The 12372-nt window shown below is 34.9% G+C and carries 8 protein-coding genes; 2 read left to right on the forward strand and 6 right to left on the reverse strand.

Going from position 1 to position 12372, the window contains the following annotated elements; all coding sequences use genetic code 11:
- The first annotated feature begins 174 nt into the window (after window positions 1-174).
- Window positions 175-831: an HD domain-containing protein gene (locus J3U16_RS02500; RefSeq protein ID WP_267342461.1), complete on the forward strand. Its 657-nt coding sequence runs from the start codon at window positions 175-177 to the stop codon at window positions 829-831.
- A 23-nt stretch (window positions 832-854) separates the two neighbouring features.
- On the opposite strand, the gene J3U16_RS02505 is transcribed toward J3U16_RS02500, so the two are convergent.
- The 5 genes from J3U16_RS02505 to J3U16_RS02525 form a co-directional block, all read right to left on the reverse strand.
- A complete protein-coding gene (locus J3U16_RS02505) occupies window positions 855-1778 on the reverse strand; it encodes an AEC family transporter (RefSeq protein ID WP_065563672.1) in 924 nt (307 codons plus the stop codon).
- A 19-nt stretch (window positions 1779-1797) separates the two neighbouring features.
- Window positions 1798-4482, reverse strand: a complete 2685-nt coding sequence (gene glnD, locus J3U16_RS02510; RefSeq protein WP_267342463.1) for a bifunctional uridylyltransferase/uridylyl-removing protein GlnD — start codon at window positions 4480-4482, stop codon at window positions 1798-1800.
- A gap of 588 nt (window positions 4483-5070) precedes the next feature.
- Entirely contained in the window at window positions 5071-6201 is a 1131-nt protein-coding gene (gene nrdB, locus J3U16_RS02515) for a class Ia ribonucleoside-diphosphate reductase subunit beta (RefSeq protein WP_416380036.1), read from the reverse strand.
- Between the two features lie 117 nt (window positions 6202-6318).
- A complete protein-coding gene (gene nrdA / locus J3U16_RS02520; RefSeq protein WP_267342466.1) occupies window positions 6319-8604 on the reverse strand; it encodes a class 1a ribonucleoside-diphosphate reductase subunit alpha in 2286 nt (761 codons plus the stop codon).
- A gap of 580 nt (window positions 8605-9184) precedes the next feature.
- Window positions 9185-10519 (reverse strand): replication-associated recombination protein A, encoded by a 1335-nt coding sequence (locus J3U16_RS02525; RefSeq protein ID WP_267342467.1) that lies wholly within the window; start codon window positions 10517-10519, stop codon window positions 9185-9187.
- 168 nt (window positions 10520-10687) lie between these two features.
- On the opposite strand from J3U16_RS02525, the gene lolA reads away from it, so the two are divergent.
- Window positions 10688-11281, forward strand: a complete 594-nt coding sequence (lolA, locus tag J3U16_RS02530) for an outer membrane lipoprotein chaperone LolA (protein ID WP_220225662.1) — start codon at window positions 10688-10690, stop codon at window positions 11279-11281.
- Between the two features lie 85 nt (window positions 11282-11366).
- Here lolA and exuR read toward each other — a convergent pair whose 3' ends face one another.
- A complete protein-coding gene (gene exuR, locus J3U16_RS02535) occupies window positions 11367-12140 on the reverse strand; it encodes a transcriptional regulator ExuR (RefSeq protein WP_065734724.1) in 774 nt (257 codons plus the stop codon).
- Window positions 12141-12372: the final 232 nt, after the last annotated feature.

A 12372-nucleotide genomic window follows, 5' to 3' on the forward strand; every position in this document is an offset into this window, starting at 1 on the left:
CCAATTTAGGATTAATGATTTTTTTTAATTGATTTTATTCATTTTTTATAATTAATTTCTTTGTAAAAATTATTAATTAAAAGGATAAATAGCGGTTGAGTTTTAACTGCGGTAATATAAACAATATTCAGGTTTTAATAAAATCTTACACTAAATTTTAATAAGCATAATAAAATGACTATATCACCCCAAACCACTCTTAATAACGTTAAAATGTATGTAAAGCAAAAGCTCTCCCATGATTTTTCTGGTCATGATATGGCGCATATTGAGCGAGTGGTTAAATTAGCCCAAAAAATTCTTAACCACCAGCCACAAGCAAATGCTTTTATTGTGTTGATGAGTGCTTATTTACATGATGTTATTGATGAAAAAGTTACGGAAGATGTTGATAGTGCCATAATTGAATTAAAAGAGTATTTACGCAGTTTGAAATTAACATCAGCCGAAATTAATGCTATTTTCGATATTATTGAAAATATGTCCTATCGAAAAAATCTTTCACAAAAAGCCACATTATCGCTTGAAGGGCAAATTGTTCAAGACGCGGATCGACTTGATGCAATTGGCGCTATTGGCATTGGGCGCACTTTTTATTATGGTGGTAATAAACACAATATCATGCATGATCCCAATGTCCCACCTCGAATTAAACTTGATGAAAACAATTATAAACAGACCAATACCGTAATTAATCACTTCTATGAGAAATTATTTTTACTTAAAGATATGATGAATACTGACACCGCTAAACAAATGGCCGAACAGCGCCATGAAATATTGGTTAAATTTGTCAATCAATTTGAACAAGAATGGCTTGGCATTGATTGATTTTATCCATCTATTATTTTTATTTAGATAGGTATTGGCGCACCAATTATTGAAAGAACAATAGGTAATGTAATTAAACTTAACAAAGTACTCACCAAGGTTGCACTAGATACCAGTTCAGGATGAGTATCAAATTGAACTGACATTAAGGTCGTATTGGCTGCACTTGGCATTGCGGCTAAAACGATAAGAATTTGTTTATACATGGGTGACAGTGGCATAAAATAAACCATCGCAAAAGCCACTATTGGAGATATAACCATTCTTGCAGTTAAAGCAAATGAGAGCTTTGGGTAATCAAGTTGGGTAATTTTTATTTTAGCCAGCTGCATTCCGAGAATAATCATAATGATGACAATAGATGAGTCACCGATCATTCCAATTGAAGTCATAATAGATTTTGAAAGTGGAATGTGGCAAAGCTGGAAAATAATTCCGGCAAAAGCACCATAGGCAACTGGCATTCTAATCACTTTTTTTATTACATCTTTTTGACTCACAATATCACTATGTGCACTGCCTTTAGCCGCATAATAAATACCAACGGTGCTCATAACAAATTGTTGTAACACCATCATAATGACACCCAAATCGAATCCAAGCGATCCAAAAAACACCAGTAATACTGGGGTGCCATAATTACCATTGTTCATAAAGCATGAACTTAAAATCAACGCACAACGCTCTTTTACCGAATAGCGCATAGCAATTGACCACATGCTGACAATAAATACCAAAGAAAAGCAGAGTCCAAAAATATAGGCGATATAGATTAAATAGTCGCTGGTTAAGGTATGCGTGTAAAACGTTTTAAAAGCCAAAAAAGGTGAAAGCACATACAGCGACATTTTGGAAAGATTGGCGACATCAAACTTCAGAACTTTTTGGGCAATAAATCCTACAATAAAAATAGAAAAAATAGGAAATAAAATAATAAAAAATTGCATTGTGTTAACTTTTCGATAATTAGTTTATTGAATCTATAGCCAATACTATCGATTCGCGTAGTTTTTGACAGGTGTTATCATCAAGGGCTTTATTGTGTTTATCTGTTAGAATAAACAGATCTTCAATATGCTCACCAATTGTCGCTATTTTAGCACTACTCAACGATAAGTCTAACTTTGCAAAGACTTCACCAACACAAGCAAGTAATCCCGGTTTATCAAGTGCGATTAATTCCATATAAGTATCGTTAATTGAAGAGACAAAGTTAACTTGAGTCGGAACAGAAAATGATCGTAATCTTTGTTTAGTCGGCTTAATCGTCACACCTTTATAAACTGATTGATGAAGAACTTTATTTAAAGTTTGAATGATATCTTGGTGACGATTTTCAGGCACCACTTGCCCATTAGGTTCAAGTACAATAAAAGTATCAAGCGCAAATCCGTTTTTATTGGTAATAATTAAAGCATCATGAATACTTAAATTTAGCATACTTAAAGCATTACATGCCGCTGCAAATAGGAAAGGTCTATCTGATGAGTAGATAATTATTTCCGTACCACCATGATAAGGATTTGGATTAATTGAAACGAGTGTTTGATTCAATTCATGGTTCAAAAGAAGCTGTACATGCCAAGCAATCTGTTCAGCGGTATATCGCAAAAAGTAGTCAACACGATAGCTTTGCCAAAAATGTTTAATGGATTGTTCATCGTAATTTTGTGCAAGCAATTGAGCTAATGCTTGCTGTTTATGTTGACGTGCAATACTGCGTTGTTCTGGTATTTGATGAATGCCAGAATCAAGCGAGCGCTTCGCTGTTAGATAAAGCTCACGCATTAAGCTCTGTTTCCAGCTATTCCACAAGGTTTCATTGGTTGCACAAACATCGGCAACCGTTAAACAAAGCAAATATTGTAATCGTCGTTTGCTTTTAACCAGTTGAACAAATTCACGAATAACTTCCGGATCTTGCAGATCACGGTTTTGGGCAGTTACTGACATCAATAAATGATAACGAACTAACCAGACAATCAAATCAGTATCTTTCGCATCTAATTCATGTAATTGACAGAAAGATTCCACTAATTTTGCGCCAATTTCTGAATGATCGCCATGCCGTCCTTTGCCAATATCATGAAATAATCCGGTAATAATAAGCAATTCAGGTTTTGATAATTTAGCCAATGCCATTGAACTATTTGGATGTTTTTGTTTGCCATCTTCTGAACGTAAAAGATCCAGTTCTAACAATAAACGGATAGTATGTTCATCTACGGTATAAGCATGAAATAAATCAAACTGCATCATTCCTGAAATCTGTTGCCAACCGGGAATATAAACCGCCAGAATACCATATTGATGCATGGGTAAAATGGCTTTTTTGATTGCATCAGGATGTTTGATGATCTTCATAAACAACGTTCTTGCCTCTGGCTTTTCACATAATAAATACGTGAGTTTTCGCCTTGCAGAACGGAGTTGTCTAATGGTATTAGAGTAAAGTCCGGTAATTTGAGGATTAAGTAAAAGCGTATAGAACAGCTTAAGAATCGTTACCGGATCATCGGTAAAAACACTATTATGTTTAACATCAATAAGGTTATCTCTACTTTGGAAATGCTCATCGATATCATAAGTTTTATATTGTGAGTAACTTTTCAATATTGATTCATCAAATAACTGTAAAAGCATTTGATTGAGTTCAGTAATATTATGTGCTACCCGATAATAATCATGCATCATGTTTTCAACCGGGGCATTTCCTTCTCCACTATAACCTAACATTTTAGCGATGCTTAACTGGCGATCGAATAGTAGGCGGTTGTCATAGCGGTTAATAACACAATGCAGGGCAAAACGCATCCGCCATAAAAATTTGCGACAGGCTTTGAATTCTTCGACTTCCTCGGGTGTGAGATAATCAAAATGTCCAATTTTTTGCAAAAACTCTCCCCCGAAATGGCGAATAGCTAACCATTGGATAATTTGCATATCACGCAAGCCACCAGGACTATTTTTTAAATCGGGCTCTAAATTATAGGTAGTGCTATGATATTGCTGATGTCTTTCTTGTTGTTCCTTGATTTTTGCGCGATAAAACGCTGGCGAAGGCCAAATTTTATCGCTAAAAATTTGTGTTTGGAGCTCCTTAAGTAATGACTCACTTCCTGCAATCAATCTTGATTCAATTAAGTTTGTCATAATTGTGATATCATTTTTAGCTTCTTGCAGACAGGTCTTTAATGTCCTGACGCTGTGACCAATATCCAGATGAAGATCCCAAAGTAAACGAACTAGATCACCTATCTGTTTTTCAAGCTCTTTGGTGAGTGAGTTATCACTTAGTATCAAAATATCGATATCAGACAAAGGATGCAGTTCACAACGGCCATAACCACCAACAGCAATAAGTGCAATCCGATTTTTTTTAAATAGCGATGAAATTTGTTCTGGAATTTGATTGTAATGCCATAAACGTTCCAGTAGCTGATCGATAAATTGACTACGCAGATGTACTAAATCATCAATATCCGCATTGTTTTCGAATTGAGTAATCGACCATTGTTGAAACGCATTGAGTTGCTGTTTTATATAAGGAACTGTGATTTGGTTATCATTAAAATTAAGCGGAGAGACAGAATAAAACAAATGCGCATTAGCCATAGTCATCATATCAAATTGAGATAATTCAATTGTCATATCGTCTCCCGATTTTAAAAGAGTGTCAAGTTAGAATACCTTTACTTTTAATTAAAGAGCATTTGCACCTTTTAAAATTGATTTTTGTTTTTTTTTGTAAAAATAATTGAGGAGTGTATACCATTTGATAATGTTTATTAAAGACACATTCACCTAAAAACAAATCCTTTGTTACTCAGAATAAGTATTAATAAATCATAACTTGGTTCATTTCATACTTTATGAATAAGGTAAGTTAATACTTTGTGTAAAAATAATTGAGGAGTGTATACCGTTTTATAATATTTATTGAGGATACATTCACCTAATACAAATCCTTTGTTACTTAGAATAAGTATTAATAAATCATGACTTAGTTCATTTCATACTTAATGAATAAGGTAATTTGATACTTTGTGTAAAAATAATTGAGGAGTCTATACCATTTGCTGATATTTTATTTAATCTTAAGAATAGGGTAGATAAATTTGGAAGAACTAAATTACTTAAATTTATCAAAATGATAAATGTTTAGTTTGGCACTGATTGCGAATAATTAAACATAGCTTGCACAGTTTTATTTTTTCAATCCATGCAAGCTACTATCAATTATAATTTGAAATCACTTAAATCATCTTCGCTGATTTCTGAGTCAATCTGACCAACAAGATATGAGCTCATTTCTGCTTCTTGTGGTGCGACTTGTACGTTATCGGAAACAAGCCAATTGTTGATCCAAGGGATTGGGTTGGATTTTACTTCAAATGGTAATTTAAGCCCAACAGCTTGCATACGAATATTGGTGATGTATTCAACATATTGGCAAAGGATATCTTTATTTAATCCAATCATTGAGCCACCTTCAAATAGGTATTCTGCCCACTCTTTTTCTTGATTGGCTGCTTGTAAGAACAGGTCATAACAATCTTGTTCGCACTCTTTGGCGATTTCGGCCATTTCAGGATCGTCTTCACCACTTCTTAGGGTGTTGATCATAAATTGAGTACCAGTTAGATGAAGCGCTTCATCACGAGCTATCAATTTGATTATTTTGGCATTACCTTCCATTAATTCTCGTTCTGCAAAGGCAAATGAGCAAGCAAAACTTACATAAAAACGAATAGCTTCAAGGGCATTAACGCTCATTAAGCAGAGATAAAGTCGTCTTTTAAGTTCACGCAAGTCGATAGTGACGGTTCGATTATTGACAGTGTGTTTGCCTTCCCCAAGTAGATTGTAATAACTTGCGTAGCTAATTAGCTCATCATAGTAACCCGCAATATCACCGGCTCTTTTTTGGATCTCTTTATTGGTAACAATATCATCAAACACTACAGAGGGATCATTGACGATGTTACGGATGATATGCGTATAAGAACGTGAATGGATAGTTTCTGAGAACGACCAAGTCTCTACCCATGTTTCTAGTTCAGGGATAGATATTAGGGGAAGTAAGGCAACATTGGGGCTTCGTCCTTGTATTGAATCAAGCAATGTTTGATATTTTAAATTGCTAATAAAGATATGTTTTTCATGTTCAGGTAAAGCCGCATAATCGATACGATCTTGTGAAACGTCGACTTCTTCTGGGCGCCAAAAGAAAGAAAGTTGTTTTTCTATTAATTTTTCGAACATTTCATATTTTTGCTGATCATAACGAGCAACATTCACCGGTTGACCAAGAAACATTGGTTCTTTAAGTTGATCATTATGGACGTGTGAGAAGGTGCTGTAATTCATACTCATAGTCGAACTCCTAATTTTGTTTACTTTTTCACTAAATATTTGGAAAAAGTAGGAATAGTAAGGATAACTTATCGTTACCCTATACTTTTGTTATAGTGCTAAACAGGGCAATTAAATTTTACATGCTCCGCCTTCACAACCATCATCACTTGATGTGAGTTCAATATCGCCTTGAATATCTTCAGCACCATCACGTGTATTATGATAATAAAGGGTTTTTACACCGTATTTATAAGCTGTTAGTAAATCAGCTAAAAGTTGTTTCATTGGTACTTTGTCATTCGGAAATTTGGTTGGATCGTAATTAGTATTTGCCGAAATTGATTGGTCAATGAACTTCTGCATAATGCCTACTAAATGCAGATAACCTGTATTATTTGGAATTTGCCAAAGTAATTCATATAAATCTTTTAATTTATTATATTCAGGCACAACTTGTTTCAATATGCCATCTTTCGATGCTTTAATGCTGATATAACCACGTGGAGGTTCAATACCGTTAGTGGCATTGGAGATTTGGGATGATGTTTCAGAAGGCATTAATGCTGATAAAGTTGAATTACGTAAACCATGAGTTTTTATTGATTCACGTAAAGACTCCCAATCATAATGTAGTGGCTCTTTAGTGATTGTATCGAGATCTTGTTTATAGGTATCTATAGGTAAGATCCCTTGTGAATAAGTCGTCTCATTAAATAGTGGGCAGGCGCCTTTTTCTTTGGCTAAGTTATTCGATGCTTTTAATAAATAATATTGCATCGCTTCAAAAGTACGATGCGTTAAATTATTAGCACTGCCGTCAGAATATTTAACGCCATGTTTTGCTAAATAATAAGCATAATTAATCACACCAATACCAAGCGTACGGCGATTAAGTGATGCGTTTTTAGCCGCAGGAACAGGATAATCTTGATAATCAAGTAATGCATCAAGGGCTCGAACAGTTAAGTCGGCAAGTTCTTCAAAATCGTCAAGCGATTCGATTTTACCTAAATTGAAGGCAGATAGGGTGCAAAGTGCGATTTCGCCTTTATCGTCATTAACATTATTAAGTGGTTTGGTTGGTAACGCAATTTCCATACATAAATTAGATTGATGTACCGGCGCAAGTTGTGCATTAAACGGACTATGCGTGTTACAGTGATCAACGTTTTGTATATAAATTCGACCAGTCGATGCGCGTTCTTGCATTAATAATGAGAAGAGTTCTACTGCTTTTACTACGCGTTTTCTGATATTAACATCTTGTTCATATTGATGATAAAGCGCTTCAAATTTCTCTTGATCGGCGAAAAACGCATCATAAAGCCCTGGTACATCTGATGGGCTAAATAGTGTAATGTTTTCGTTTTTAATGAGGCGTTGATACATTAATTTATTGATTTGTACACCATAATCCAGATGTCGAACGCGGTTTTCTTCAACACCTCGGTTGTTACGTAATACTAATAAACTTTCAACCTCTAAATGCCAAATTGGATAAAATACGGTAGCCGCGCCACCACGAACACCACCTTGTGAACAAGATTTAACCGCGGTTTGGAAATACTTATAAAATGGGATACAACCAGTATGGAACGCTTCGCCACCACGAATAGAGCTACCTAATGCCCGAATTCGACCCGCGTTAATACCGATACCAGCTCGTTGAGAAACATATTTTACGATAGCACTTGCGGTGGCATTGATGGAATCTAAACTGTCATCACATTCAATTAGTACACAGGAACTAAATTGACGAGTCGGGGTACGAACACCTGCCATGATTGGCGTGGGTAGTGAGATTTTAAATGTCGAAACGGCATCATAGAATCGTTTGATATAATCTAGTCGACTATTTTTAGGGTAATTCGCAAATAAACATGCTGCCACTAAGATATATAGGAATTGGGCGCTTTCATAAATTTCCCCAGTCACTCGATTTTGAACTAAATATTTACCTTCAAGTTGTTTAACAGCTGCATAAGAGAAGTTCATGTCACGCCAGTGATCGATAATTTTATCCATTTGTTCAAACTCTTCTTGGCTATAATCTTCAAGAAGATGTTTGTCATAACGTTCGCTGGCAACAAGTTTTTTTACATGTTCATAAAGCGGTGGGGGGGTAAATTGGTTATAGGCTTTTTTACGTAAATGGAATATCGCTAATCGAGCAGCTAAGTATTGGTAATCTGGTGCATCTTGAGAGATGAGATCTGCTGCTGCACGAATGATTGTTTCATGAATGTCGGAAGTGCGAATACCATCATAAAACTGAATATGCGAACGTAATTCAACTTGAGAAACCGAAACATTTTCTAATCCTTCAGCTGCCCATGTAATGACTTTATGGATTTTGTCTAGGTTTATAGGTTCTTTTTTTCCATCACGTTTTGTGACTAGTATTGATTTATTCATTTTCCATCCATTTTTGTGGTTTTTAATGGTGATTATAATAATTGATATTTATCAAAATATACAATATATAGTGCCTATTAATCATTTTATTACTATATATAGTGTATTTAATAAGCGGTGATCTTTAATTTATTGACGAAAATCAATGACTACGGGTGATATTTAAAAATATGAACTTTTTTTGTCAAAAAAGGCAATGATAGGTAGTTACTTACTAAATGAGATATTGGGGAATGATAAGATCTACCTATCTATAATTACAACTCGAAATTCATATCATAAATATGAATCTATTTCGTTTATTGAGCTATATATATTTAGCAATATATTATTCATTTTTATCTTGAGATTTGCTTTTATAATGCTATCTCTCAAATATAATTTTAATTAAATATGCTCAAGAACTAGGATAAGCCTTTGCTAAGGATCTCTCATTTACCTATCAGTGAATCAATTTTTTAGGTATTTACAAATTTACCAAAAAGTTTGTTTAAACATGCATGATTTAGTTTGATCAATTTAAGATCAGTCAACATGTTTGCTCAAGCAAGAACTTTCGGTAACTATTAATATATTCAATCTAATTCTTTTTGTAGCGCTGATTTGTGCTAGCTTTATTTTGAGACTCTAGCCAAGCCAGTTTTTCCGAGTAATTTTTCTCAGCACCCCGTTGTGTTGGGTGGTAATATTTGCTGTCGGCCATTTCTGGAGGAAAGTAGTTTTCACCAGCTGCATAGGCATTAGGTTCATCATGTGCATAACGATATTGTGCACCATAACCTAAATTTTTCATTAAACTGGTTGGCGCATTGCGTAGGTGTTCTGGAACATCATAGTCAGGTTTGGATGTTGCATCTTTCATCGCTTGGTTAAATGCAAGATAAACCGCATTACTTTTAGGTGCACATGCTAGGTAAACAATTGCTTGTGCTATAGCTCGTTCGCCTTCTGCTGGTCCAACTCGAGTAAAACAGTCCCATGCTGCTAAAGCGACTTGCATTGCTCTTGGGTCGGCATTACCGATATCTTCTGATGCAATAGCCAATAATCGACGAGCGACATATAGCGGATCTCCACCGGCGGAAATGATTCTTGCATACCAATAAAGTGCTGCATCAGGTGCAGATCCTCTAATTGATTTATGAACCGCCGAGATTAGGTCATAATAACGGTCACCTTGATTATCAAATCTTGCACTACGTTCGCCGATGACTTCTTTTAGTAATTCAGGCGTTAATGGTTTTCCATCAGACATATCGACCAGCAATTCAAGCGTGTTGAGTGCGCGTCTTGCATCACCGTCAACAAATTCGGCAATCTGTTTTCTGGTTTCCTCAAGTAGCGTAATTTTTTGGTTGCCATAACCACGTTCCGGATCATCCATCGCTTGTTGTAAAATTTGCTCAATATCTTCATTAGTTAATGATTTAAGCAGATAGACTCTGGCACGGGATAGTAGTGCTGAATTTAACTCAAAAGAGGGGTTTTCAGTGGTAGCGCCAATAAAGGTTACAGTACCATTTTCGACATAAGGTAAAAAAGCATCTTGTTGGCTTTTATTAAAACGATGAACTTCATCAACAAATAAAATGGTTCTTACTCCTGATTGTTGATTAATTTTGGCGCGTTCAATCGCTTCGCGAATATCTTTAATCCCTGAAGTGACAGCTGAAATTCGTTCTACTTTAGCATTAGCATGATGCGCAATAATTTCTGCTAAAGTGGTTTTGCCGGTTCCAGGTGGTCCCCAAAGGATCATAGAATGTAAATGACCTGCTTCAATTGCTTTAGGCAGGGGTTTATCTTTACCAAGTAGTTGGCTTTGACCTATATATTCAGATAAATTACGTGGACGCATCCTTGCCGCTAAAGGTTTAAATTCATCTGACCCAAATTCAAAAGAGAGACTAGGCATGCTACACCATCCAAATTTACAAAATACAGTTATTATATACTGCTTAACTGATAAGTGAAAAAGAAAAGAAAATATCTTTCACAGCTAACAGAAAAACGGTAATATTTTGAACTAAATTAAAATGATTGTTTAATTTATTGTATTAAACAAAATGCATAAGGATTGGTAATGAAGAAGTTTTTAATTTTAATTGGGTTAATTACAAGCTGTGCAGCATGGGCTGGTGATAAAGAGGTGTTGCAAGAGCGATTAGCTAAAATTGATGGGTTTTATGCTCGATTTTCACAAGATGTGAAAACAGCCGATAAACAACCAGTTCAACAAGGTAAAGGTGATTTGTGGGTAACAAGGCCTTATTACTTTAATTGGACAATGACTGAGCCAGACGAGACGTCAATCATTTCAGATGGGCGTAACATGTGGGTCTATACTCCTGCCGTTGAACAAGTTAGTGTAATGAGCTTAAAAAAATCGGTGGATAATCGTTTAATGCTTTTGATTACGGATAGTCATAATCCTATTTGGAATGCATATACTGTTACACGTAAACAAGACTCTTTTACATTGAAACCAACTGATGGTTCTAACCAAGATTTTGTTATTTCTGTTTTGCCTACTGGGATGATTTCAAATTTTACGATTATCGAGGAAGATGGTCAGCGTAGTTTTTATGATTTATCTCGTCAAACCCTAGGTAAGGTAGCACTTGATAAGTTTAAGTTTACTCCACCAGCTGGAGTAACGGTTGATGATCAGCGTTAATAGTTTAAACAATAGTTAATTATTTAACTTTTGCGAATTAATACACTTTGCGCAATGGCGCAAAGTGTATTGCCTTTAATAGAATCTACTCATTTTCATTAATACTAATAACGGGGTTATCTGAAAATAGATAGTGATCTCGTTTTGTTTCAAAATCTTCGCTAGCAGCATCAAATAACATTTTTTTTGTGTTCTCTAGATGTTGCCACATGGCTAACTTAGCCGCTTTGGGATCACGATTAATTAGCGCATCTAATATTTTGTCATGTTCATCCCACCAGCTTTCAATGTCTTGTTGTTGTACATGTTCATGAAGTTTTTTCCATAATGGGTTTAATGTTCTTTGTTGCCAAGCTTCTTGAACGATGGTAATTAAAGCGGTATTCCGTGTGATCATGGCAATCTGTGTATGGAATTTTAGATCCCAATCAGAATCACGATAATGATCTTCTTTTTTAGCATTATGTTGAATTTCTAATAATTTGACGATGTCGTCTTTAGTAATTTGTGTTGCTGCAAATTCGGCAATGTTACTTTCAATAAGTTGTCGGGCTTGCAATAATTCAAAAGGCCCTGTCGTAGAAAAATTTAATCCTTTCTGTGAGGTTAGAATATTGGTCTGTAAACTATTTGCTATAACATGAATTCCAGAGCCTTTTCTTGCATCAACATAACCTTCAACTTCAAGCATAATAATAGCTTCACGGACAACTGAACGACTTACTTTTAGTTCTTCACATATCAATCTTTCAGATGGTAATTTGCTTCCTACTGGATAAATGCCGTCAATAATTCGGTTTTTAAGTTCAGTTGCGATAACTTGATAAAGTCTTTGATACTCGTGCTGTTCTTGGGTCATGATGAATTTTGCATAAATCCTTTAAGTTTTTTTAGACTTTTAAAATAACATCTAATTGCTTCAAATTAAATAATGTTGTTCCAATTTTTTTAATTAAATTTTTTAGTTACAAACTTTTTAGTTTAAAAAATATCCCTTTAATTATTAGGGATATAGTTCATTTTTGTGATGTATGTCAACTTTTTTAGTTGTCAGGCATGTTATTATGCGCCAAAATATCTATATATTTAGG

It is taken from the genome of Gilliamella sp. B3023, from assembly GCF_026536845.1.
Classification (GTDB): Bacteria; Pseudomonadota; Gammaproteobacteria; order Enterobacterales; family Orbaceae; genus Gilliamella; species Gilliamella apicola_E.

Excerpts from the sequence above, each read along its gene's own strand:
- glnD (WP_267342463.1), bottom strand. The coding sequence starts at position 4,482 with ATGACAATTGAATTATCTCAATTTGATATGATGACTATGGCTAATGCG.
- J3U16_RS02505 (WP_065563672.1), bottom strand. The coding sequence starts at position 1,778 with ATGCAATTTTTTATTATTTTATTTCCTATTTTTTCTATTTTTATTGTA.
- lolA (WP_220225662.1), top strand. The coding sequence starts at position 10,688 with ATGAAGAAGTTTTTAATTTTAATTGGGTTAATTACAAGCTGTGCAGCA.
- nrdA (WP_267342466.1), bottom strand. The coding sequence starts at position 8,604 with ATGAATAAATCAATACTAGTCACAAAACGTGATGGAAAAAAAGAACCT.
- J3U16_RS02500 (WP_267342461.1), top strand. The coding sequence starts at position 175 with ATGACTATATCACCCCAAACCACTCTTAATAACGTTAAAATGTATGTA.
- exuR (WP_065734724.1), bottom strand. The coding sequence starts at position 12,140 with ATGACCCAAGAACAGCACGAGTATCAAAGACTTTATCAAGTTATCGCA.
- nrdB (WP_416380036.1), bottom strand. The coding sequence starts at position 6,201 with ATGAATTACAGCACCTTCTCACACGTCCATAATGATCAACTTAAAGAA.
- J3U16_RS02525 (WP_267342467.1), bottom strand. The coding sequence starts at position 10,519 with ATGCCTAGTCTCTCTTTTGAATTTGGGTCAGATGAATTTAAACCTTTA.